This is a genomic window from Sporosarcina sp. P29, from assembly GCF_002743265.1.
In the GTDB taxonomy this organism is placed as follows: domain Bacteria; phylum Bacillota; class Bacilli; order Bacillales_A; family Planococcaceae; genus Sporosarcina.
In genome coordinates, this window is the sequence record NZ_PDYX01000001.1 from 217,912 (window position 1) to 242,224 (window position 24,313).

Here is a 24,313-nt window from a genome sequence, read left to right on the forward strand (position 1 = left end):
TCACTTTTTCTGTAATTTCTATTCTATTGCTCATCCACAATTTCTTCTGCATCAAACAATCGACTCATCGCTGTAGTTTGTGCATGATCCAAAATCGCTTGTGCCGCTTTAAATTGCGTATGCTTCATCGGACTCGGATTACTGCATAACTTGGTCAGCCATTGTTCATATGTTTTGCGATCAATCGTTGTCACTTCAAATGGAGTTCCGGGATAATCAATATAGCCGTTTCTAGAAACTATCAGCTTCTTGATCGGGATCTCCACTTTCGCCGCTCTGAAAAATGATGAAACCACTTTCTCCATCCTACTAAGCGCGATAGTAGGATTCAGTACTTTCACTTCTTCCTCACCGAACTTCTTCAGCCAAAACCTTTCGCCACTACCTATGTACGCGGCCATTCTTTCATCTTCGAGCACCGTGATGCAATAGCATGTAGTAGGTGCCAATAAAATGATATCCAACTCAACAGGTGCCTTACTGACTTTGACGATTGGATAATATAACAACAAAAAGCTATCAGGTAAACGCAGTAGTAGCTGTTTCAATAAGGGGTCAGAGAAATACTTTGGATCTACACGAGACCGGTCATACAATGTAGAACTCGCCCACTTTAATTGGAATTGAAACAATTGATCACGATAAGCTTTCTTTAACTGTTCAATATTCGAAGGTTGACCTGAAATCGAAGCCGAAAAACTCCTATCATTCTCACGATCTTCTACTGCTTCCTCGGAAACAGGGGCCTCATCTGTCAATTCCACATCTGCTTGCTTACGCCATTTCTTGAATAATAACGTATACCATTTCGAAGGCACTTGTACATCCTCAGGAAAAGTAGCCGCTTGCTCCGCATATAAATCAACACCATGCTCCCATTGGTTTTTGATACGTTTCCACTGATAGCGTTTCAGACGGATGAATTGTGTCGGGTAGCGAGTTAAGTCATTCTCGTACCGGGAAATATAATCCGCGAGTTTAACTAGCTGGGCCATTTAATTCTCTTTCCTCATTATGACCAGCAGCCACCAACTTCGGAATTTGCGCCTCAAATGCTGTTTGCAACTTTCTCGTCAACGGCCCAGGAACTCCTTGTCCAATAGGTTGCTGATCTATTGTTACAACCGGTGTAATTTCAGCATTCGTCGACGTATAGAAAAACTCATCCATATCTAGCGCTTGCAACAATGTGAATTCTTCCTCTTTAACCGGAATCGCTAAATTCTCTGCAATCTGTAAAACGACACGACGAGTAATTCCGTTCAAAATAAAATTATTGGCAGGATGTGTATAAAGAATTCCGTCTTTAATACCAAATGCATTAGAAGAAGAACCTTCACGTACTAAGCCGTCTCGAACAAACAATGCTTCTTGACATCCGTGATCAAATGCCTCTTGTTTCGCCATGACATTGCCAAGTAAATTTAAACTTTTTATATCGCAACGAAGCCAACGCATATCTTCAACAGACTTCATAGCCGCACCTTGTTGAAGGATTTCTAACGGACGTGCATTTTCTACAGCATAGCCAATCATGACAGGAACACTGTCTTCCGGGAAATGATGGGCACGTGGCGCCACACCGCGTGTGACTTGTATGTAAATATGTCCAACAGATATTTGATTATCGGACTGAAGCTTTTGTACGATTTCCAGTAACTCATCAAGTGTATATGACATGCTTACGCGGATTTTTTCAGCACTCTCAAGTAATCTCTCCAAATGTTCTTTCGCCGTGTACAAAGCACCATCATACACTTTAATTACTTCATAGACTCCATCGCCAAATACATAGCCACGATCATTCACGGACACATTCAGTTTATCTTCTGTTAGGAATTCCCCATCTTTGAAAAAGATCACACAACCGCCACCCTTCTATTATGAAACCTCAAGCCAAACTACTGCCAGTTTCCTCTTTTTCTATTTTCACATGTTTATGGAATAAAATCAATTAGACCTTAATAGAGTGAAGACCATTTTTTTAATCATTTCAAAACTAGTGCTAACTAGGTAACTAGTAATCTATTTATTCTAATTAATTCAAAAGTATAAGCGAAAACATGTGCGCTTTTACATAAAATACGTTATACTACTATTGTCAGAATCATTCACATACTATTCTGGCATAACTTAGATATAAGGAGCGATTCAGGAAAGGTAATGTCAGAGAATACCCCAACAGTCTTCTTTTGCAATGTTGGCGTGAAAATATGAAGATGAAGGAGTGGTTTCTTAGATGAACCCAGCTACCGATCGCATGTTAATTCGTATCAAAGATGTCTATCTGTTCATTCGGGATAACGGAAAAGTAACAACGGAGGACGTGGCAGATGAATTCAACATTTCATCACGCACGGCACAACGTGACTTAAACGTTCTGGAGTACAATGAATTGATTAAGAGCTCAGTCCGCGGCGAATGGACGACGACGTCCAAGAAAGTGAAATTACCTTCCTGATTTAGCCTCCTATATACAAGTGTACAAAGCAAAAAGGCTGACGCTTTTGCATCAGCCTTTTTGCTTGGAACGATCTACTTCTTTTAATTGCAGCAATTCTTCTTCTGTTAACTCGCGGTATTCCCCTAATTCCAAATCTGGGTCCAAAACAAGCGGCCCCATCGTTAAACGTTTCAAATATACCACTTTTTTTCCTACCGCTTCAAACATCCGTTTCACTTGATGAAACTTTCCTTCTGTAATCGTCAGTTCAATCTCCGACTCTTCGGCAGAATGTATTATGTGTAAAATGCCCGGCTTTGTTTCGTAGGCATCATCTAAAATTACACCGCGCGCAAAAGCTTCAGTATCTTCTTCCGTTACAACTCCCGCCACTTTCGCATAATACGTTTTCGGCACTTCTTTCTTCGGTGACAACAGATTATGTGCAAGCTTCCCATCGTTCGTCAGCAACAATAACCCTTCTGTGTCTTTATCCAAACGACCTACCGGAAACGGTTCGAAATGACGTTCTTCACTTCCAAGTAAATCCACGACTGTTTGATCCCGGTTATCTTCTGTCGCAGATAACACGCCAGGCGGTTTATGCATCATCAAGTAGATGAATTCCCTATAGATGACTTCTTCACCTAGCAATGAAATCGCGTCTGCATCCGGATCCACGTGCTGTGCAGGATCTTTTTCCACTGCCCCATTCACCCGGATCATTCCTTTTTTCAACAACTGCCGAACTTCTTTACGTGAACCATAACCTGTATTCGATAATAATTTATCTAACCTCATGTATTAGCCTCCAAACCCGATACGTCTCATTATACGTGTCAGACGATCTCCAAATAATTGTTGTGCAAGTCCTGATTTGAAAGCCAGGAATCCATAGATCACCATTCCCACACCTGATCCAATCATGACATACAATAATGCTTGCCAACGTCCTACTGGAATGTGCGCCATGTTCAAGCCTTTATTCGTCAGCCAAACACCTGCAAACATCACTGCGTTGAAAGCCAAAATCAAGAACAAGCGTCTAATGACCATTTCAGATTTATAATTCAATGCTCTTTTGATAACGAACAAGTTGATACATACTGCTACCGTGTAGCCAATTGCGGTGGCTATGATTGCGCCGTTCACTTCAAACAGTTTAATCAATGGAATATTGATCAGCATTTTCACTAACAATCCGAGCAATGAAGTGAAGACGATCCATTTATGATGATCGATTCCTTGTAAGATTGCAGCCGTTACCGTGAACATCGCAAATAAAATCGCAACCGGTGCGTAGGCAGCTAAGACGCTTGCTCCCGCCACATCATACTCATACAAGAATTGATAGACTTCATTGTTTAAGACAATCAATCCAATAACCATTGGAATCGTCAAGAACAACATAATTTGATACGTCTGATCGAGTGAACGTGTGATGCCCTTTTGATTGTTAGATGTGTAATCCTTCGTGATAATAGAGATCAGCGCCATCGAAAATCCTGTCGCGACCATCACAGGTATCATCACAATCTTATGTGTTAAAAAGTTCAGTTTTGTTAAATATAAATCAGAGACACTGGAAAGTCCGATTGATTTCATAGCGCCGTTAAATGTAATCATATCGACGAATTGATAGATTGGATTAATCGTTCCGACCAATACAAACGGCAATACGTACGCAAGGACTTCCGTATAAATTTGTTTTAAGGAAACCGAACTCGCCGGTGGACTATTCGATAACAAATAATCGAATTCATCCTGATACTTTTTCCAGTAATAGTAGAGACTCCATAAACCAGCAAGCGCTCCAATAAACGCAGCAAACACTGCAAACTGTACAGCGATTCGTGGGGATAGATCCAGTACATTGACGACCACGAACGCTCCAACGAGCACAACGATGATCCGTACGATCTGTTCAATTAATTGAGAGACAGATGTAGGTTCGAATTTTTGATATCCTTGCAAAAATCCTCGAGCGATACTAAGTAACGGTACCGCAAGCAAGGCAAAACTAACCCAGCGAATAACAGTCGCAATATCTTGAACTGTGAAAATCTGTTCCTCGTCCTTGATGACAAGTTCCGCGATCGGAGTCGCAAGGAAAAACAACGCAAGAAACGACAGCAAGCCTGTTACAGACATGACGACCATACCCGATTTCATCAACTTCCGTCCGGTCGCATAATCGCCTAACGCATTGTATTTAGAAACAAACTTCGATATGGCGAGCGGTGCCCCGGATACCGCGACCGCCAGCGCTAGATTATACGGTATGTATGCGTATTGATAGAGACCGACACTCTTTTCTCCAACGATTGCGTAAAACGGAATTACATAAAGCAAACCGAGTGCCTTCGATAAAAATAAGCCAATCGTTAAAATGGCTGTGCCTTTCAATAAATTCGATGCCATAATTGATTCCTTCCATTCCTAAAGAGATTCTTGTATAGTTTACCCCTCGACACGCTTTTGCACAATCTTTATCTAAAGTCCAAATCAAAAAGCAACCATGCCCATATGGTGTATAATGAGAGACAAAATGAAATGAAAGAGTGGTTCTATAATGTATGATGTAATCGTAATTGGTGGCGGTCCTTCAGGTTTAATGGCCTCCATTGCAGCAGCCGAACAAAAAAAGCGCGTTCTATTAATTGAAAAAGGACGGAAGCTCGGCAATAAACTAGCCATTTCAGGCGGCGGTCGCTGTAACGTCACAAATCGACTTTCTCAAGAAGAAATTATTAAACATATACCAGGAAACGGAAAGTTTTTATATGGCCCGTTCTCTGTCTTTAACAACCAGGATATCATTCACTACTTCGAAGGCCTTGGCGTGCCTTTAAAAGAAGAAGATCACGGACGGATGTTCCCTGTTTCCAATAAGTCAAAAGATGTCGTAAACGCGCTCTTGAATCAGATGGATGAACTAGGCGTGGAAATACGCTTGGAAAGCCGAGTACAAAAATTATTAATGGATGACGAAAAGATCCTAGGCGTTCGGTTAGAAGACGGTGAAGAAGTACGCGCACACGCAGTCGTCGTTGCCGTCGGAGGCAAAGCCGTTCCACAAACAGGTAGCACAGGAGATGGATACCCTTGGGCTGAACGAGCGGGTCATACCGTAACGACATTGTATCCGACAGAAGTGCCGTTACTGTCACGCGAGCCATTTATCGTCTCAAAAGATTTACAAGGCCTTGCGTTACGCGACGTCAAAGTATCCGTATTGAATAAAAAGGGAAAAACACTTGTGACACATCACATGGACATGCTCTTCACCCATTTCGGATTAAGTGGTCCTGCGATTTTACGTTGTAGTCAATATGTTGTCAAAGAGCAGATGAAGAATGGCAAGCAGCCTGTCTTACTACAAATTGATTCAATACCTGATCAACATGAAGAACAATTAACGCAGACGATTGCGAAGATTTTAAAGGATGAACCGAAAAAACAAGTGAAAACTTCATTGAAAGGTCTCGTGCCTGAACGGTGGTTGCTGTTTTTATTGAAGAAAGCAGAAATCGAAGAAACTGAAATCGGCATAGATATTAAACGTGAAGCTATACGAACACTCGCCAAACTTCTGAAGACGTTCCCTGTCCATATTACAGGGACACAACCGATCGAGAAGGCGTTCGTTACAGGTGGCGGTGTTTCAGTAAAAGAAGTGGAGCCAAAGACGATGGCTTCACGTAAGAAAATCGGTTTGTTTTTCTGTGGAGAGATATTGGATATTCATGGATACACGGGCGGCTATAATATTACCGCAGCGCTTGTAACAGGACGTCTGGCCGGGATGAATGCTGGATTATTGGAGTAACTTTGAATTGTCTTATGAGCGGTTGGATCGTTTTATAGAGCGGATAGCGTGATACATTGAGCGCTTAGCCCGGTTGATAGAGCGGATAGCACGACACATTGAGCGAGCAGCCCGGTCGATAGAGCGGATAGCACGACACATTGAGCGAGCAGCCCGGTTGATAGAGCGGATAGCATGGCACATTGAGCGCTTAGCCCCGCCGATAGAGCGGACAGCACGACACATTGAGCGAGCAGCCCAGCCAATAGAGCGGATAGCACGACACATTGAGCGAGCAGCCCGGTTGATAGAGCGGATAGCATGACACATTGAGCGAGCAGCCCAGCCGATAGAGCGGATAGCGTGACACTTTGAGCGCTTAGCCCCGCCGATAGAGCGGACAGCACGACACTTTGAGCGAGCAGCCCCGCCGATAGAGCGGATAGCACGACACTTTGAGCGAGCAGCCCAGCCGATAGAGCGGATAGCACGACACATTGAGCGAGCAGCCCCGCCGATAGAGCGGATAGCGTGACACATTGAGCGCTTAGCCCGGCCGATAGAGCGCTTGACCAGCATGTTAGAGCACATAACCGAAAAATACGATCACAACAAAAAAAGCCGGTTGGAGAAATGAATCTCCAACCGGCTTTCCGCATTTCATTAACCCGCTACAATATTGACAAGGCGTCCAGGAATCGCAATGATTTTCTTCAATTCCTTACCTTCCATCCACTGCTTCACGTCTTCGTTCGCTAAAGCTACTTGCTCTAACTCTTCTTTCGAGCTATCTTTGTCTACAGTAATTTTCGCACGAATCTTACCGTTGATCTGTACCGCCACTTCCACTGTGTCGTCTACTAATTTTGTTTCATCAAATGTCGGCCACTGTGCATAAGCAATCGTGTCCGTGTGACCTAGTTTCGACCACAGTTCTTCCGCTAAGTGAGGCGTGATCGGTGAAATTAATAGCAAGAATCCTTCGATGTATGCTTTTGGCAACTTCTCCACTTTATAGCTTTCATTGATGAAGACCATCAATTGAGAAATTGCTGTGTTGTTACGCATAGCTTCGTAATCTTCCGTAACTTTTTTCACTGTTTGATTATAGATTTTCTCTAGAGGTCCACCTGTTTCATCCGTCAATTTATCCGTCAATGTATCATCTTCATTAACGAGGAGACGCCAAATGCGATCTAGGAAACGACGGGATCCGTCTAAACCATTCGTTGACCATTCTTTCGACGCGTCAAGTGGTCCCATGAACATTTCATAAATACGCAACGTGTCTGCACCATGTGAATGAACGATATCATCCGGGTTGATGACGTTACCTAGTGACTTAGACATTTTCACGTGTCCTTCGCCTAAGATCATCCCTTGGTTGAAGAGCTTTTGGAACGGCTCTTTCGTTTGTACAACACCGATATCGAACAATACTTTATGCCAGAAACGAGCGTATAGTAAATGCAGTACCGCGTGCTCCGCTCCACCTACGTAAATATCAACCGGCAACCAACGCTCAGCCAATGTTGGATCAATGATCATGTCATCGTTATTCGGATCGATATAACGCAAGTAATACCAGCAGCTTCCTGCCCATTGTGGCATCGTGTTCGTTTCACGACGACCTTTCATACCTGTTTCCGGATCGACTACATTGACCCACTCCGTAATGTTTGCAAGTGGTGATTCACCTGTTCCACTCGGCTTGATATTGTCTGTTACCGGCAACATCAATGGCAATTCCGATTCATCGACAGTAGTCATCGTGCCATCTTCCCAGTGAATGACAGGAATTGGCTCGCCCCAATAACGCTGACGGGAGAATAACCAGTCGCGCAGACGATACGTAATTTTGCGTTCGCCCGTACCATTCTCTTCGAACCATTCGATCGATTTTGAGATGGCTTCTTCTTTTCCTAAACCATTCAAGAAGTCCGAGTTCACGTGCTCGCCTTCCCCTGCATAGGCTTCTTCTTCAATGTTGCCGCCTGCCACTACTTCCACAATTGGCAAATCAAATTTCTTCGCAAACTCATAGTCACGCTCATCATGTGCAGGAACCGCCATGATTGCACCTGTTCCATAAGTAGCCAAGACGTAATCCGCGATCCAAATCGGCATTTTCTCACCGCTTGCTGGGTTGATTGCATACGCTCCAGTGAATACGCCTGATTTGTCTTTAGCCAAATCTGTACGCTCAAGATCACTCTTTGATTTTACTGAATCAATGTATTCTTCGACTGCTTTACGCTGTGCATCGGTAGTAATCGAACTGACTAATTTATGTTCAGGTGCCAATACTGCATATGTCGCGCCGAATATCGTGTCTGGACGTGTAGTGAACGCTTCGAATGAATGCTCAGTATCCGCAATTTCAAACTTTAATTGTGCACCTTCAGAACGACCGATCCAGTTACGTTGCATATCTTTTAAGCTCTCCGGCCAATCCAAATCATCTAAGTCTTCTAACAAACGGTCTGCATATTCCGTAATACGCAAAACCCATTGGCGCATCGGACGACGTTCAACTGGGTGATTTCCACGCTCAGACAAGCCATCGATGACTTCTTCATTCGCAAGAACTGTCCCTAGTGCTGGGCACCAGTTGACAGCTACTTCATCGATATACGCGAGACCACGCTTATATAGTTGAATGAAAATCCACTGCGTCCATTTGTAATAGCTTGGATCCGTTGTATTGATTTCACGAGACCAGTCATAAGAAAATCCGAGATCCTGCATTTGGCGTTTGAACGTTGCAATGTTCTTCGCTGTGAATTCAGCTGGATCATTTCCTGTATCAATCGCATACTGCTCGGCAGGCAATCCGAACGCATCCCATCCCATAGGGTGCAATACGTTATATCCTTGCTTACGTTTGAATGCACTTAAAATATCTGTCGCGATATAGCCAAGCGGATGCCCAACATGCAGACCCGCGCCTGACGGATAAGGGAACATATCCAATGCATAAAATTTAGGCTTGGATGGATCATCAATCATTTTATATGTATCGTGATCTTTCCAATACTTCTGCCATTTCTCTTCAATTTTCGTGTGTTGATAACTCATGTCCAAAACTCCTCCAATAAGATTCAATTTCTGCTTCATGTATTGGCGCGTACAGATAAAAAAGACTCCCGTCCCTCTGTAAAGGGACGAGAGTCTATATAGTTTCCCGCGGTACCACCCAAATTGACGGATTATGCCGTCCAACTTGATTCCTTAACGCGGAGTACGGTATTAGTTACAAGTATTCACCAATACAGGCTCAAAGGCGAGTTCGTTCTTCACTCATACAGACTTGCACTAACCGTCTGTTCTCTAAAAAGTAGCGTAAGAAGTACTATTCCTCATCATGGCCTTCATTATTTTATTCAGTTTACCCGAAACGCAAGCTGAATACAAGCCTTCTCTGTTGCTTTTTGTCGTATACTAAATAGTTCCTGCGGTTTGTTGTGTGATATCCCTGTATATTCCGTGGTACAATGTCTGATGTAAAGGAGCTGTACATAATGAATGAAATCAATCTTCCGTTTCCAAGTGAAGGGAAACGATACCATACATGGTCAAGACATTTAAAGGATACATTCGGTTGTAAAATTGCGAAAGTAGCGCTCGACGCGGGGTTTGATTGCCCGAATCGTGACGGTACGGTTGCACATGGCGGCTGTACGTTTTGTAGCGTGGCAGGCTCAGGTGATTTCGCAGGCGATCGCGTAGATGCCATTGAAGTTCAATTTGCCGAAATCAAAGAACGTTCTCAACGAAAATGGAAAGATGCGAAATACATGGCGTATTTTCAAGCCTATACGAATACACACGCCCCTCTTCCCGTTCTAAAAGAAAAGTTCGAAGCAGCGTTGGCACAAGAAGGCGTTGTGGCATTATCAATTGCGACGCGTCCTGACTGCCTACCGGATGACGTAGTAGAGTATTTAGCTGAGCTCAATGAACGCACCTATCTATGGGTAGAACTCGGCTTGCAAACGGTTCATGAATCTACCGCAAAACTCGTCAACCGCGCGCATGATTTCGAATGCTACAAAGAAGGCGTCGACAAGTTACGTAAACATAATATTAATATTTGCAGTCATATCATCAACGGCTTACCTGGTGAAACCGAGGAAATGATGATGGAAACCGCTCAAGCCGTTGCTGAACTTGATGTTCAAGGTATTAAAATTCATTTACTGCATTTATTAAAAGGAACACCTATGGTCAAACAATACGAAAAAGGCAAACTAGAATTCCTAACGAAGGAAGCGTATATTAATTTAGTCGTCGATCAACTGGAAATCATGCCTCCTGAAATGATCGTGCATCGCATCACGGGTGACGGCCCAATCGATTTATTAATTGGACCGATGTGGAGCGTCACGAAATGGGAAGTATTGAATGGAATTGATCAAGAACTGGAGAGACGTAATAGTTGGCAAGGGAAAAAATATTTGCAAGAGGTGAAATAATGTGACAAACATATTGCTGCACCGCGTATTGCCGATAGCGAAACGGCTAATTACTGAACGCGTGCAGCCTGGAGATACAGTCGTCGATGCGACCGCTGGTAACGGCAACGACACACTCTTCTTAGCTGACTTAGTCGGTGACGAAGGACAAGTACTAGCATTTGATATTCAGCAACAAGCCCTTAAAACAACGGAGCAACATCTTGGTGAGCTAGCCAGTCGCGCTACACTCATTCATGATAGCCATGCGAATGTCCGTCAATACGTAGAGGGCGAAATTAGCGGAGCTATGTTCAACTTAGGCTATTTACCATACAGTGAAGATCCCAGTATCATCACGACGCCTTCATCTACGATTGCCGCACTCGATGCGTTACTTGGTTTACTAAAAAAGTCCGGCATTATCACAATCACCGTATACGATGGGCATGAAGGTGGAGCTGAAGAACGTGATGCACTGCTTGACTATGTCTCGACTTTGCACCAAGGTGATGTGCATGCGATCCGCTATGAATTGCTAAATCAAAGAAGAAACCCTCCATTTTTACTTGCACTCGAGAAAATGAAAGATTTTACAGAAGTGCGTACAGTAGAAGCTGGAGAATCATAAAACCCGTTGCCACCTAACATGGTGGCAACGGGTTTTAGTTAATCAAATTTACGGATATCTGCAATTGGATCAATTGTTAAAAAGTCTACTTCATTCACAAATCGCATTAGTTTTTCTGCAGTTTCAAAGGCTGAGCTTAACTGGCCTTCCCGCTTATACGCTTCAAAACGCTTCAAGTGTGGAAATTGGTGTTCAGATGATGAACGAATCGTCTCTTGCATCCCTGTATCGATAATGCCTGGTGCAATCGATACAATTCCAGTTGGATAATCCGCCATTTTCTGCTCCTCTGCAACGACACGTGAAAACTGATCAAGTCCAGCCTTCGTCGTACAATAAATCCCCCAACCTTCATACGCACTGCGCCCGGCTCCAGAAGAAATATTCATGATCTTTTTTGTTCCCTTGAAATCTTTCAATGTATCGATAAATGTATTCATTAAGTGAATCGGTGCCGTTAAATTCAATTTAATCGCTTGCTCCACTTTTTGAGCATCCAATGAACCTACCAAACTGATCGGATCTACCATACCTGCATTATTGATCAATGTGAATGAACTAGCTTCATCCATATGTTGACTCACTATTCCTCCAAGAATGGCAGTCGCTCTCTCACAGTCTGCGAGATCTACTTCATACATCGTATGTAACTGATCTGGATTCGTCCGTGCCATACCGTACACTGTTGCTCCCGTCTCTTTAAATTGACTAAGTAATTGTTGACCGATTCCTTTTGAAGCGCCTGTAATGATGATAATATCCATTTGTATCTGCTCCCTTTCTATACGAATCAACTAATTAGTGATTCTATGTATGTTGTTGCACCTTCCACTGTCTTAGTCGGTAACTCAAAAAATAGTATCCAGCAATACACTGCAATAGCCACTATAATGATGATCAATAAAATCGCTTGACGTTTATTCATTACTTCACGTCCCCCACCCATTCGACTCTCTACTTTCTACTATATCATAATAAACAAACGAGTCCGTCACTCACGTTTCATTGAATGACGAACCCGTTCACTGAATTTAAGATTGAGAAACAAATGTATGTGCTCCACCATTTTTAATACGTAGTAAATCTGCCAGCGTCTTCACGCCTTGACGATCGAGTTTTCTTAGTAATGCTGTAAATACATGCGCTGTCGTCAACGCATCACCTAATGCACGATGGCGTTCAAAAATCTCTGTGCCGAATAAACGTGCATAGTCTTCCAAGTCCTGCTGTTCACCCGTAGGATTCAAATAATTAATCAAATGCATCGTATCGAATGATGTAGGGGTTTGAAATGTACATTTCTGACGACTTAATTCTTTCTTAATGACCATTTCATCAAAACTAACATGGTGCCCAACCCACCCTGCGCTTTTATGTTTTTCAATAAAAGCAAAATATTCTTCGATAGCCGGAAGAGGCATCGGTGCATGGTCGACTTGTGATTGCTGTATAGTCGTCAGTTTGCTAATAACAGGAGGAATATCTCTGGATGGATTCACGAATGTTTGAAATACATGATCCGTAACCTCAAATCCTTCAACTTGTACGGCACCTATCTCAATCATTCGATCGCCTGCACCAATAGCAAAACCGGTAGTTTCTGTATCAAATACTGTAAAGTTCATATCTTGCAGCGGCGTATTTAGTTGAATTGATTGCTGTAATTCGTATGTCAATTTCTTCTTTTTCCAAAACACGATATCGCCCCCTACCTCTATAGTACATTATGCGCCAATTTTGTACAGGGACCTTTATCTATATTATCTTAAAGTTTTGATAATAAATGCGATTGAAGTGCTCTGACTGTATCTAGCGTTGTACGTAATTCGTTCAATTCCCATCTTCTCAGCTTGCGCAAGTCGATTTCTGTAGATATTCTCTCCCCGCGTAAATGTTTCTCCCACGACATGGAAATACGAATACTCAAGGATATTTCATACGCATGGCGAATTTCTTCCGCAAAGTCTTTAGTGAATTTCTTCTTTTTCTGCAAAGCCGATATAATCTCAAGAGGTGTCGCGTTGATAATCCCATTATTAACCGCTAAGATTTGCAAACAATGATGAAGCGGGAATAAAGCATGTTTCTTAATATCAATCACATCCGCTTTACTGCGGCCCCTGAAAATGTTCAAAAAGTTTTGTTGCAATTGTGGTATCGGTTTTTCTCTTTCCTGTTGTGCCATATAGTAAATAAACGTAGCAGATTTTCTTAACAAATCATGGACCATTTCAATAAACCGATCATTGACAGCAGTTTCACCGTAGAGGAATCGGAATGACAGGAAGTTGTATCCGAGCAAGATTTGTTCAGGTGTAGATTGCAGCGCCCATTGGCGAATACGCTCGTGCCAAATTGCCATCGTGCCACGCCACTGCGATTCACTAGCCATCATGAATCCGATACACCTAGTATATCCAGCTTGCTCAAGATGAACGACAATTTCATTGCCCAGAAGTTCGAAATAGTTCTCTACTTGTTGAGACTCTTCTCTCGTTACATCTTCATAAACAAGGAAGTGGTCCTGATCTGTCAGCATAAACTGCTCTCCACGTGCACCACTGCCCATCTGGTACCAGGCAAACGCAACAGGTGGTCTACCTTTCCCTTGATCTTCAAGTGACTGCACAGCCAGCATAACGCAGTGCTTAGCTAGACGATCATAGAACTTCGTAATGATTTCCAATGTATGGATCGTGGATATTTCATCCTGTATTAAGTTGGACAACACATCGTAAATCGCCGCTTTAACAACAGGTAATTTTTCAAAGGAAGCTTCTTCTATCGTTTTTAAAATATTCATGGAGTTACGATCGCGTTTCGTCATCAACGTAGCAAATGTCACGATCCCTATAGGCTTGCCTGCTTTGACTACAGGTAAATGCTTGATACCATGTTTATAAAATTTAGTCAAAGCCTCATAATAATAATCGGATACCTTGATCGTATGCGGTTTTTTCGTCATGACATCTTTTGCCTTAAGTCCGATGGGAGAACCTCCACCCGCTATTACTCGTTCGACCAGATCTTTTTCCGTTACGATTCCAAGTAGTTTACCGGACTGATCTGTAACAATAATGGAACTGATGGAGTGTTTAATCATCAATTCAGCGATTTCTCTCGTTTCCGCTTCCGCATGGATTGTCACCACTGGACTGCTCATGAAATCCTGTACTCGACGGACATACGGTTCACTTTCACCATATTCGTCAGCCAAACGAACTTGCTCCCCTAATGAAGTATAGACATTCGCTAAACGAATCGACATTTTGCGCAAGACATAATCGCGCACATTTTGATTGTCCATCCGATGCTTAATTACTTCATACGGAACTTGGAGACAAACGGAGCCCTCTGCCACGACCATATCAATATGATGTTTATCCAATGGTCGAGCCATTTCCCCTAAATAGTAAGCAAAGTTGGAAAAGCCAATGATTTCATTTTCTTGAATAAACTCCAGTGTTACCGAGCTGCCATCTTGTCCTTCTATCTGAACCTCCGCAGACCCTTTCAACACAATGAGCAACCCTTCTTGGGGTGTTTTGAAATAGTTAGATTTCTCCGCTTCTTCATACATTCTCAGCTTGCATTCAAGCAACAACTGTTCAAATTCCTTGTTTGGCGTGTTTATAAATAACGGATTTTCATGAATTTTATCATACCATTCCTGATCTTTCACCATCTTCAGCATTTCAAAACCCCCTGTTTCGTATTAGCTATCACACGACTTCACTTCATATTATTCAAATGCAAATGTCATCAGTACCTATATGTTTCCTCCTAGTACTCTTCAAGCGGGAATGTTCCATAAACAATCAATGTCTAGCCTACTTCTGCAGTGTGTCATTTTAATAAAAAATGGCCCCCTCTTCTGTCGTGCTTGTAGAAGAGAGAACCATTTGTTGAAAATCAAGCTAGTTATTAAAGATCGAGCTCTTTGTAGCCAGTTTCTGCTTTGAAACGAACTTCTGCATATGAAACTTCATCTTTCTCGTGACGTTTAGAGCTAACAAGTGTACCAATAACTGCAGCAAGGAAACCTGCAGGGACGGAAACAATAGCCGGGTTAGCATACGGGAAGATTGGATTACCAGTGATTAGAGTAGCACCTTCAACTGGGTTCATTACAGAAGGACTGATCGCAACAAGAACTAACGCAACGATAAGACCTGTCAACATAGATGCAACCGCACCTGTTGTATTGAAACGCTTCCAATAGATTGTTAAAAGAATAGTTGGTACGTTTGCGGATGCAGCAACACAGAATGCTAGTGATACTAAGAACGCAACGTTCAACTTTTCTGAACCAAGTGCTAGAAGGATAGAGAATACACCGATAGCGATGGAAGCCCAACGCGCAGCATTTACCTGTTGTTTCTCTGTTACGTTACCATTTTTAAAGATTTGTCCATAAATATCGTGAGCGATTGCAGATGCACCTGAAAGTACAAGGCCTGCAACAACTGCTAGGATTGTCGCGAAAGCAACAGCTGCTACGAAGGATTCAAGTGCGTCTCCGCCAAGAACTCCAGCTAGCATTGGCGCTGCCATGTTACCTGCGGCGTTTTCTGCAATGATTGCGTCTGCTCCAACGAATTTAGCTGCGCCAAATCCAAGGAAGATCGTCAATACATAGAAGATACCAATAATCCATACAGAATAAATTACGGAAGAACGTGCTGTTTTCGCATCTTTAACTGTGAAGAAACGCATTAAGATGTGTGGAAGACCAGCAGTACCTAAAACTAGTGCGATCAATACTGATATAAGACCGATTGTGTCTGTGTAGACAACACCTGAGTGAAGGAATGCTTCACCATGTGGAGTAGCAGTTTTCATTGTCTCGAACATGCTGATAAAATTGAAGTTAAACTTCATAAGTACCAAGAAGGAGATAATGATTGTCCCCAACATCAAAAGAATTGCTTTTACGATTTGTACCCAGCTTGTTGCAGTCATTCCACCGAATAGAACGTAGATTAACATCATCGTTCCAACGATTAGAACAGCAATCCAATACTCGATACCGAATAATAATTTAATAAGAGCTCCTGCACCAACTAATTGTGCAAGCATGTAGAACATTACGATTGTAATTGTGTTCAATGCTGCTGCTCCACGCACTTTCTTAGCGCCGAAACGAGCACCAATCATATCTGCCATCGTAAACTTACCCAAGTTACGTAGTGGTTCAGCAATCAAGAATAAAACAACTAGATAAGCTGTTAACCAACCAATACTATAGTAGAAACCATCAAATCCGTTAAGTGAAATCGCACCTGCGATACCTAGGAACGATGCGGCTGATAAGTAGTCACCAGCAATCGCCATACCATTTTGCCAACCTGTTAATGAACCACCGGCAGTATAGAAATCACTTGCGGTAGTCGTTTGCTGTGCCGCCCAGTATGTAATGTAGAGCGTCAGCGCAATTACTGCGAAGAATATAACATATGAAATCCAACTCATGAACTAAACCCCCTTATTTTAAAACATTTTTCTCTATAATCTTATCTACTTCAATATCAAATTGTTTTGCTTTGTTCATGTAAATGGATGTGAATATCCATACCATCACGAACATAGAGAATGCATAGATCCAAGTCCATGTCATCGCACCAATTGCAGGTTTTTCTAAAATTTTTGTATAACCAGTTAATAATGGAAGAAGGAAGTACGCCGCGAAGAAGAAAACAACATACGGTCTAGAGAAGTTTTGCTTTCTTTTTACAAGACCTTTAAAGTCTTCTGATTGAACGAGCTTTTCATAGTCCATCGTGGATTTCCCACGTGCCACTTGATTAGTCATTAGTTAATCCCCTTTCTATTTTATATTACGAAGTAAAGTAGTTCATATTCCCCCCATTTCACTGAAACCGCTTTCATCATCAAGCTAAATCGATAATGTATTACAGCGTATTCGGATATCCATTTGTTATAGTACACATGTAAACGATACCAAACGTTTACTAGATTTGCAATGACTTTTTAGAAGATTTGTAAAATTTGATCTACTAAAGGAAGCAAATCCACTATAGACATTAATCTATCAAATACAAGCGGAAACTACAAGAACTATTTGCATTTATCTCAACATTTTTAAATATTATCTTATATGACGTTATGAAGATTTCCAATTATTTCTTTGAATTTTGCTTAATACTGTTAAACAACAGAAAAAAGTTGTAGTATATTGTATATTGGTTATCAGTAAAAATAGCTTTACGTGAAGACAACTTTTGGAGAAAGATGGTGGGATAAATTGCCTATACCAACTAACCATGCACTACCCATACGAAAGACGGCCAAGGAAAATGCGTTTAGTCAACTGCAAAAATGGATTATCGATGGTACCCTACAGCCCGGAGAAAAGTTAAATGACGTTGAATTAGCAGAAGCACTTGGAGTAAGTCGGACACCTATACGGGAATCACTACAATTATTAGAAGTTCAAGGATTTGTTCAAATGTTTCCGGGTAAAGCAACCCAAGTGACAGATGTAGATCGTGAATCTATTTCAGATTTGCTCCCTCCACTCGCTGCGTTGCAAGCATTATCAGCTGAACTTTGCATACCCAATCTAACTGAAAGTATTATTAAGAAATTACGTGAAACGAATAAGAAATTCGCGCTAGCAGTTGAAAAGGAAGATTATTTCCAAGCTTTGAAAACAGATGAAAAATTCCATCAAATCATTGTAGACACAGCGAATAATCCATATATTTCTTCGATGCTTGTCTCATTACAAGCCCATGTACGTAGACTCTTCTTTCATAATTCCATTATACTGACGGAGAAATCGATTACAGAACATGATCAGATTATAGATTTAATGAGTAAGCGTGATGGTGAGCAAGTTACAAAAGTTATGAGGGAAAATTGGTTACGCGCGATCGAGGAGTTTCATTCGATTGAAAAAGTCGATTCGTAAATAGATAGGAAAACAGGATCCGGAATAATCGGATCCTGTTTTCATTTTATGCTTTTTCATTTGTAGAGATCACTTGGACACTTTGCGCTCTTTTATTGTTTACTATCGCTACAATAGCCGTTACAACTATCACAATCAATACTGGAACTAACCAGCCGATACCTTCTGCATAGTATGGGATGTACGCTGTATACGCCTCTTGTACAGTCTCAAGCCAATTCGGCATAGGCTTCTCTACTAGTGAATAAAATTTCACAAGCGCTTCAATGAAACTGACAAAGAAAGCCGTTATGGTCGCTGTTCGATATACCAAACTGGATTGATGGAATAAAGGGCCAGTGAACGTCAACAGAATTAAAACCATTGCCAGTGGATAAAGTAGAACGAGTACAGGAAGCGAGTAATTAATAATGTTCGCTAAACCGAAATTCGCTACGACCAAACAAAATACTGAAAAGAAAACTACAAAGAATTTATAACTTATTTTCGGGATAATCGTATGGAAATACTCTCCACATGCAGTCAGTAGCCCTATAGCCGTTGTTAAACAAGCAAGCATAATCACTACACCGAGCAACACTAGACCTGTTGTACCGAATAAATGCGAGGAAGTTTCACTTAACACAGAACCTCCACCATCCAGATAGCCAAATAAATCAACCGATGTGGCACCCAGATAAGCAATACCGATATATATAATGGCTAAAAATCCAGCTGCTACAAATCCTGTCTTAACCGTAGAAGCCAATATTTGCTTCTTACTAGTAATGCCCATTGCACGCAATGCGTTAATCACAATGATTCCAAATACTAACGAAGCTAGTGCATCCATCGTGTTATAGCCTTCAAGAAAACCTGTAAAGAACGGCGTTTCATTATAAGGCGCTTGCGATACTTGCGCACTTCCCATCGGACTAAGAAGAGTCATACCAATTAAGCCAATCAATATGATAATGATAAGTGGCGACAAATACTTACCGACCCGGTCGACAATTTTTGCAGGGTTCAATGATAGCCACATGCTAATACCAAAGAAAGCTAATGTAAATATAAAACGTGCGAGATCGATTGAAAATCCGTTTAAAAATGGCGCAACACCAATATCAAATGCTACAGCTCCTGTACGTGGTGCTGCAAAGAAAGGCCCAATCGTTAAGTAAAGTATCGCTGTAAATAGAATAGCGTATACTGGGTGAATTCGGCTTGCTAAGTCTTGCAAATCTTTCCTTCCAGAAAAACCGATAGCCAATATACCTAAGAAAGGCAAACCTACTCCAGTAAACAAAAAGCCGGCCATCGCTTTCCACGTTTGATCTCCAGCTAGCTGTCCTAGCTCTGCAGGGAAGATTAAATTACCTGCTCCAAAAAACAATGCGAATAGCATAACCCCAATAACGAGACTCGATGAAAATGATAATTTCTTCTCCATATGTATAAAATTCCTCCCAAAGTCAACAGCACTTATTTGTATGCAATATATCACGTTCCCTTATATTACTCTTCCCTATTTAGAAAATCAACAGCCAGTCAAATCATTTAATTTTTGTCTATATTGCTAACTTACTGACTATTTAAGCTGAATTACAATAGAGTTCTCAAAACAGAAAAAACTGACCTCAAAAGAGATCAGTTTAGACTAATAAGAAAAATAAATGTAAACAACTAAATTAAATAGAAAGCAGTTTTGGGTTTCCATAGCAGAGTCGATTAACAGTGCCACGCTACTCCCCCAAAACTTGCCTACGATTCAAAAACTATTCCATCAAGTCAAAACAAATTTCGTCTTGCTGTAACCTTCTTTCAACTTGGTTACTTGCAATGTAGCAGGTATAGCCTCTTTCATTTCATCGATATGTGAAATAATACCGATCATTCTACCCGATTGTTGAAGAGCGATCAGTGTATCAATAGCTTTTTGGATAGCCTCCTCATCCAATGCACCAAATCCTTCATCAATAAACATCGTCTCCATACGAACAGCACCTTGGAAGCTTTGAATGACATCTGCCATACCCAGCGCCAAACATAAGGAGGCGTTAAACTTTTCACCACCTGATAACGTCTTAACGTCTCGTGTCTGTCCTGTATACGCGTCATGAACGTCAATACCTAATCCACTTTGTTTCCCTCTGGTTTCCTGACGATCACTGCGGACGAGTTCATATTGTCCATTTGATAGGTCGCGAAGACGAATATTCGCTGCTTGAATGATACGCTCTAAATACTCGATTTGAATATAACGCTCAAAGGAAATCTTCAAATGGTTTTGACCGCGGACTATATCATAGAGATTCGCAATCTTTCCATAGGTCTTTTCTAGCTCTGCTTCCTTAGATTTACTTGTTTCTAATTCATTATGAAGATCCTGTGCCGCTTGTTCCCATGCCTTTGATTGATTGTACTGCGCAAATGCTTCTTCATATTGTGTTTTCAGCGCTTCTACTTGTTGCTCTATGATTTCAATATCAGTTGGCTGTTTGCCTTCAACTGTCTTTTTGAGTTCTTCTATGGAAGATTTTAACGTATGAAGCGTTTGGGCAAACACTTGAAGTTGTTGTTGTATAGCCTGGCGTTTTGACGTTGACAGTTTCACTTGTATATACTTCTCTTCCGAAGTAAAGCCCTCTTCGGTCAGCCGTTTTGAAAAGAAAGCCGAACTTTGATCCAATTTCTCTTTCATATCCGCAAGAGACTTTTTCTCCAGAACTTCACGAGATTCCCATTTTGTTACCTCAGTTGAAGCGTCTTGTAAGTTCTGTTGAACAGCCTTCCAAGCACTTTCAAGTTTCTGACTAGTTGTTTCTTTAGATGCAATTTGTTGTTGCAATGCGGATAGTTCCTGTAAGTTTTCAGGAATCTTAGTGAGTGCATAGTTATAGAGGGCTCGCTTCGTTGCAAGCTCTCCTTTTGATTCATTTCGCTGCAATTCTAATTTCTTCATTTCTTCGGTAAGTTCTTCCATGGACTTTTCCGCTTCATTTATCTTCTCCTTCTTTTGTTTCAATAACTCTCGCTTATTTCTAAGGACAGCTACTTTCTCCATCAGTTCTACATGTTCTTTTTGATAATCGCGATGCAAATCTACTTGGTGCTCTTTCAATTCCGCTTCAATTAATTCAATACGTTGCTGGACTTGTTGCAATTCCGCTTGCTTAGTATGGAAAATCTGTTCTTTATTCGTTAACTCCAGCTTAGCCGTGTCTATTTGTTGCTTTGATACGTGCTCGGCTTCTACACCACCAGCTTTAGCTGGATGGTCGATACTCCCGCAAACTGGGCAAGACTCTCCATCATGAAGTGAAGCAGCAAGAACTACCGCCTGATTACTAATCCAACGATTCTCAAGGGCTTGATAGGCATCTGTATAATGCCCCACTTGTTGCTTAGCCGTTTCATACTGCGCCTCAAGTTCTTGTCGTTGTGCTAGTTGTTGGCTGTATGAAGCTACTAGTTTTGCAATGGCTTTGCTAATCGCAAGTTGGTCCAACAACTGTTCATATTCTTCTAATGAAGTTTCCAACTCTTTAATTTCATTTTTTTGAACTATAATAGATTCTTTTTGTTGCGTGGATGATTGCTGATTTACCAGCAAGGATTTCTCCACTTGGTCGACCGTGTTCTTGAGTGACTCTAACACTTGACGTTGTGCAGTGAGTCCCGAAACGGTTGGAAGTAAATTATGTAGCGTAAGCAACTGTTCTTTTACTTCATTTCGCTCAGATTCTTTCGCTAGTTCCACATTGTAAGAAGCCTGTGCGGACACTAGCTTTTCTTCTGCATCCGCGAGAAACGTAACAGCATCAGAGTAGCTACGCTCTTTCTTCTGCCATTCAATCTGATTCGTCTTTACTTGATGTTCTACATCTTCTAATCTCGCAGCCCGTTCAGCTTGCTGTAATTGCTGTTCAAGACTTTTCATCTCTAGTTGTTTCGCTTGCAAGCCATCTAATTCGTTTTGTCGTTGGAGCAGCTTTGTAAATTGTTCATTAATTGAACGCGCATCATGTAGCGCCTGTTGTTTTTCGTTATGAAAGGTATAGAGTCTAGTGTATTCTTTATGTGTTTCTTTAGATTGCGTCTCATGATGTGCATGTTCTTGTTGAAGACCTAATACGAGCTGATAGTAATTCGGGTACTCTGACTGTAATTTTGTAAAGATTAAAGAGTCGCGCGCAGGTAACTTTGCTGGAATTTGATGAAGAACCGCATCACTCATCTGTTTTTCTCGAAGGTATTCCACGTTCGCTTTTTCTTTTTTCACTTTTAACCGTTCAACAATTTTCTGATACGGTTCAGTTTTAAATATTTTACGCATGATCGCTTCTTTATTCGCCGTATCAGATGTCAAGAACTTACGAAATTCTCCCTGAGGCAACATCATGATTTGACTAAACTGTGCATGCGTAAAGCCTAACAATTGTTCAATCTTATCATTTACTTCGGTAACAATTTGGCGATCAACCGCCGGAATGAATTGCCCATCTTTTTCTTCAAATAATTCACAGCGACCTAAAGTATCCGATTTATTGCCTTTTTTTCTGTAAGGAATTTGACGCACGACTCGGAATCTACGCTTATGGATATCGAACGTCAATTCTACAGTCGTCTGAATTTCATCGTCTGCAAACTGACTGCGCAATGCTTTCGTATCGGTGCGATCCTCTCCACTTGCCTGTCCGTATAATGCGAAGCAAATGCCATCGAAGATCGTAGTTTTTCCTGCACCCGTTTTTCCGGAAATGACAAATAAACGATGATCTTTCAAATCACGAAAATCAACTATTTCCTTATCTTTATACGGCCCAAATGCCGTCATCGTTAATGTAATGGGTTTCATGCACGATCTTCCTCCTTCATAACATCCCACAAAACTTCAGCGAATAGCTCTTTCGTTTCTTCATCTACTTCTTCGCCTTGAAGTTCTTTAAAGAAGGAAGCAAACATCGCTTGGTCGTCTTCTTTTTTCTCCACATTAACTGTTCCGCCTAGGCTGTCTGTAGAAGAAGCAAATAGTTTACGTTCTACATGCATCGCATTCGGAAAGACGGAACGAATTTTCTCCATCGGTTGTATGACCGGCACCGTATCCAGCAGTTTGACGAACACATAATCTTCATTGTGTGGCATCTCTACTATATCTTCCATCGTGCCTTCAACTGTTCGTACATCATGAAGAGGAGTCAGTAGCCTTTTCTCAATTCCCACTTCGCCATTTTCTCCTAACTCCACAATGAGGTAGCCCTTTTGATGATTCTCTTCGGAAATAGAATACTTTAATGGCGAACCAGAATAACGAATAGTTTCATTGCCTACAAAATGCGCCTGATGTAAATGACCGAGCGCTGTATAATGAAACGGCTCAAATACATCTGATGAAACATATTCAGCTCCACCAATCGATAATGGTCGTTCTGCGTCACTAGTATTCTCTTCTTTCTCACCATGCTTCGTAATGAACGCGTGACCCACTAGAACATGTCGAGCATCTTTGTCCATTGACTGTTCTATACGCTCGATGATTTTTTTCATAGCTTGCTGATGACTAGAAATCGACTCATCTCCGAGCACGTGACGAACGATCGAAGGATCTGCGTATGGAATTAAATGAAAATAGACATCACCATATTCGTCTTGGAGCTTTACTGGTGACAAGTGTGGAGATAATTCTCCTGTTATGTATAACCCTTGATTTTTCATGAACGTACTTCCAAAATGAAGGCGGCTAGGGCTATCGTGGTTTCCTGCAATAGCCATGACAGGAATTTTCAAATCGATGACAATCTCCTGTAAAACCTCATTCAACAGCCCTACCGCTTCCGTTGGCGGTATTGCACGATCATACAGGTCCCCCGCGATAATGATCGCATCCGGTTGTTCTCTCTTAATTTCTTCTATAAAGGCTTGTAAAATATAACGCTGATCTTCAGTCATATACACTCCTTGCACGAGCTTGCCGAGATGCCAGTCTGCAGTGTGGAAAATTTTCAAGATGTTTCCCCTCTCTTTATCTGTAAAAATGGAGACAAGAAGAATAGCGTACTAG

The 24,313-nt window shown here is 41.6% G+C and carries 19 protein-coding genes and 1 other annotated feature; of the genes, 5 read left to right on the forward strand and 14 right to left on the reverse strand.

Annotated features, from left to right (window positions below; translation table 11 throughout):
• Window positions 1-23: 23 nt before the first annotated feature.
• On the reverse strand, window positions 24-995 hold the full coding sequence (locus CSV68_RS01005; protein WP_099661265.1) for an NERD domain-containing protein: 972 nt from the start codon (window positions 993-995) through the stop codon (window positions 24-26).
• Window positions 979-1,863 carry a D-amino-acid transaminase gene (dat, locus tag CSV68_RS01010; RefSeq protein ID WP_099632755.1) on the reverse strand — a complete coding sequence of 295 codons (885 nt, stop codon included), beginning with the start codon at window positions 1,861-1,863 and terminating at the stop codon, window positions 979-981. The genes CSV68_RS01005 and dat overlap by 17 nt, the downstream gene beginning before the upstream one ends.
• A gap of 376 nt (window positions 1,864-2,239) precedes the next feature.
• Between dat and CSV68_RS01015 the strand changes: the two genes are divergently transcribed.
• Window positions 2,240-2,461, forward strand: coding sequence for a DeoR family transcriptional regulator (locus CSV68_RS01015; protein ID WP_099632754.1), 222 nt, complete (start codon window positions 2,240-2,242; stop codon window positions 2,459-2,461).
• 51 nt (window positions 2,462-2,512) lie between these two features.
• Here CSV68_RS01015 and CSV68_RS01020 read toward each other — a convergent pair whose 3' ends face one another.
• Window positions 2,513-3,244 (reverse strand): pseudouridine synthase, encoded by a 732-nt coding sequence (locus CSV68_RS01020; protein WP_099632753.1) that lies wholly within the window; start codon window positions 3,242-3,244, stop codon window positions 2,513-2,515.
• Between the two features lie 3 nt (window positions 3,245-3,247).
• Window positions 3,248-4,864, reverse strand: a complete 1,617-nt coding sequence (locus tag CSV68_RS01025) for a putative polysaccharide biosynthesis protein (protein WP_099661266.1) — start codon at window positions 4,862-4,864, stop codon at window positions 3,248-3,250.
• A gap of 151 nt (window positions 4,865-5,015) precedes the next feature.
• Here CSV68_RS01025 and CSV68_RS01030 point away from each other — a divergent pair, with 151 nt between their 5' ends.
• Window positions 5,016-6,272: a BaiN/RdsA family NAD(P)/FAD-dependent oxidoreductase gene (locus CSV68_RS01030; protein WP_099632751.1), complete on the forward strand. Its 1,257-nt coding sequence runs from the start codon at window positions 5,016-5,018 to the stop codon at window positions 6,270-6,272.
• A 642-nt stretch (window positions 6,273-6,914) separates the two neighbouring features.
• On the opposite strand, the gene leuS is transcribed toward CSV68_RS01030, so the two are convergent.
• Window positions 6,915-9,329 (reverse strand): leucine--tRNA ligase, encoded by a 2,415-nt coding sequence (gene leuS / locus CSV68_RS01040; protein WP_099661268.1) that lies wholly within the window; start codon window positions 9,327-9,329, stop codon window positions 6,915-6,917.
• A 79-nt stretch (window positions 9,330-9,408) separates the two neighbouring features.
• Window positions 9,409-9,626: a binding site (T-box leader), on the reverse strand.
• A gap of 146 nt (window positions 9,627-9,772) precedes the next feature.
• Here leuS and mnmL point away from each other — a divergent pair.
• Together mnmL and mnmM are read left to right on the forward strand one after the other, a co-directional pair.
• Window positions 9,773-10,726 carry a tRNA modification radical SAM protein MnmL/YtqA gene (mnmL, locus tag CSV68_RS01045; RefSeq protein ID WP_029052824.1) on the forward strand — a complete coding sequence of 318 codons (954 nt, stop codon included), beginning with the start codon at window positions 9,773-9,775 and terminating at the stop codon, window positions 10,724-10,726.
• Window position 10,727: 1 nt separating this feature from the next.
• Window positions 10,728-11,336, forward strand: a complete 609-nt coding sequence (gene mnmM, locus CSV68_RS01050) for a tRNA 5-(aminomethyl)-2-thiouridylate-methyltransferase MnmM (protein ID WP_369823451.1) — start codon at window positions 10,728-10,730, stop codon at window positions 11,334-11,336.
• 38 nt (window positions 11,337-11,374) lie between these two features.
• Here mnmM and CSV68_RS01055 read toward each other — a convergent pair whose 3' ends face one another.
• The 6 genes from CSV68_RS01055 to CSV68_RS01075 all read right to left on the reverse strand — a co-directional run bounded on the left by CSV68_RS01055 (window position 11,375) and on the right by CSV68_RS01075 (window position 17,148).
• Window positions 11,375-12,100 (reverse strand): SDR family NAD(P)-dependent oxidoreductase, encoded by a 726-nt coding sequence (locus CSV68_RS01055; protein ID WP_099632748.1) that lies wholly within the window; start codon window positions 12,098-12,100, stop codon window positions 11,375-11,377.
• A 26-nt stretch (window positions 12,101-12,126) separates the two neighbouring features.
• Window positions 12,127-12,261 carry a hypothetical protein gene (locus CSV68_RS17505; RefSeq protein ID WP_255397634.1) on the reverse strand — a complete coding sequence of 45 codons (135 nt, stop codon included), beginning with the start codon at window positions 12,259-12,261 and terminating at the stop codon, window positions 12,127-12,129.
• Between the two features lie 106 nt (window positions 12,262-12,367).
• A complete protein-coding gene (locus CSV68_RS01060) occupies window positions 12,368-13,033 on the reverse strand; it encodes a 3'-5' exonuclease (RefSeq protein ID WP_199168344.1) in 666 nt (221 codons plus the stop codon).
• Window positions 13,034-13,101: 68 nt separating this feature from the next.
• Window positions 13,102-15,030: a DUF294 nucleotidyltransferase-like domain-containing protein gene (locus CSV68_RS01065; protein WP_099661269.1), complete on the reverse strand. Its 1,929-nt coding sequence runs from the start codon at window positions 15,028-15,030 to the stop codon at window positions 13,102-13,104.
• A gap of 230 nt (window positions 15,031-15,260) precedes the next feature.
• On the reverse strand, window positions 15,261-16,808 hold the full coding sequence (locus tag CSV68_RS01070; protein WP_099632745.1) for a solute symporter family protein: 1,548 nt from the start codon (window positions 16,806-16,808) through the stop codon (window positions 15,261-15,263).
• Between the two features lie 13 nt (window positions 16,809-16,821).
• The gene (locus CSV68_RS01075) at window positions 16,822-17,148 is read right to left on the reverse strand and encodes a DUF485 domain-containing protein (protein ID WP_099632744.1); all 327 of its coding nucleotides are present in this window, start codon (window positions 17,146-17,148) and stop codon (window positions 16,822-16,824) included.
• 453 nt (window positions 17,149-17,601) lie between these two features.
• Between CSV68_RS01075 and CSV68_RS01080 the strand changes: the two genes are divergently transcribed.
• Window positions 17,602-18,270 (forward strand): GntR family transcriptional regulator, encoded by a 669-nt coding sequence (locus tag CSV68_RS01080; protein WP_099632743.1) that lies wholly within the window; start codon window positions 17,602-17,604, stop codon window positions 18,268-18,270.
• A gap of 46 nt (window positions 18,271-18,316) precedes the next feature.
• Here the strand turns inward: CSV68_RS01080 and brnQ are convergent, their stop codons facing one another.
• From brnQ to CSV68_RS01095, 3 genes are all read right to left on the reverse strand, one after another.
• On the reverse strand, window positions 18,317-19,699 hold the full coding sequence (gene brnQ / locus CSV68_RS01085) for a branched-chain amino acid transport system II carrier protein (RefSeq protein WP_099661270.1): 1,383 nt from the start codon (window positions 19,697-19,699) through the stop codon (window positions 18,317-18,319).
• 333 nt (window positions 19,700-20,032) lie between these two features.
• Complete coding sequence (locus CSV68_RS01090) at window positions 20,033-23,107, reverse strand: AAA family ATPase (RefSeq protein WP_099661271.1); 3,075 nt, start codon at window positions 23,105-23,107, stop codon at window positions 20,033-20,035.
• Window positions 23,104-24,258 (reverse strand): exonuclease SbcCD subunit D, encoded by a 1,155-nt coding sequence (locus CSV68_RS01095; RefSeq protein WP_099661272.1) that lies wholly within the window; start codon window positions 24,256-24,258, stop codon window positions 23,104-23,106. Before CSV68_RS01095 ends, CSV68_RS01090 begins: the two co-directional genes overlap by 4 nt.
• Between the last annotated feature and the right edge of the window lie 55 nt (window positions 24,259-24,313).

Excerpts from the sequence above, each read along its gene's own strand:
- CSV68_RS01025 (WP_099661266.1), bottom strand. The coding sequence starts at position 4,864 with ATGGCATCGAATTTATTGAAAGGCACAGCCATTTTAACGATTGGCTTA.
- CSV68_RS17505 (WP_255397634.1), bottom strand. The coding sequence starts at position 12,261 with ATGAATAAACGTCAAGCGATTTTATTGATCATCATTATAGTGGCTATT.
- CSV68_RS01030 (WP_099632751.1), top strand. The coding sequence starts at position 5,016 with ATGTATGATGTAATCGTAATTGGTGGCGGTCCTTCAGGTTTAATGGCC.
- CSV68_RS01070 (WP_099632745.1), bottom strand. The coding sequence starts at position 16,808 with ATGAGTTGGATTTCATATGTTATATTCTTCGCAGTAATTGCGCTGACG.
- CSV68_RS01065 (WP_099661269.1), bottom strand. The coding sequence starts at position 15,030 with ATGCTGAAGATGGTGAAAGATCAGGAATGGTATGATAAAATTCATGAA.
- brnQ (WP_099661270.1), bottom strand. The coding sequence starts at position 19,699 with ATGGAGAAGAAATTATCATTTTCATCGAGTCTCGTTATTGGGGTTATG.
- CSV68_RS01075 (WP_099632744.1), bottom strand. The coding sequence starts at position 17,148 with ATGACTAATCAAGTGGCACGTGGGAAATCCACGATGGACTATGAAAAG.
- leuS (WP_099661268.1), bottom strand. The coding sequence starts at position 9,329 with ATGAGTTATCAACACACGAAAATTGAAGAGAAATGGCAGAAGTATTGG.
- CSV68_RS01055 (WP_099632748.1), bottom strand. The coding sequence starts at position 12,100 with ATGGATATTATCATCATTACAGGCGCTTCAAAAGGAATCGGTCAACAA.
- CSV68_RS01005 (WP_099661265.1), bottom strand. The coding sequence starts at position 995 with ATGGCCCAGCTAGTTAAACTCGCGGATTATATTTCCCGGTACGAGAAT.
- mnmL (WP_029052824.1), top strand. The coding sequence starts at position 9,773 with ATGAATGAAATCAATCTTCCGTTTCCAAGTGAAGGGAAACGATACCAT.
- CSV68_RS01020 (WP_099632753.1), bottom strand. The coding sequence starts at position 3,244 with ATGAGGTTAGATAAATTATTATCGAATACAGGTTATGGTTCACGTAAA.
- CSV68_RS01090 (WP_099661271.1), bottom strand. The coding sequence starts at position 23,107 with ATGAAACCCATTACATTAACGATGACGGCATTTGGGCCGTATAAAGAT.
- CSV68_RS01015 (WP_099632754.1), top strand. The coding sequence starts at position 2,240 with ATGAACCCAGCTACCGATCGCATGTTAATTCGTATCAAAGATGTCTAT.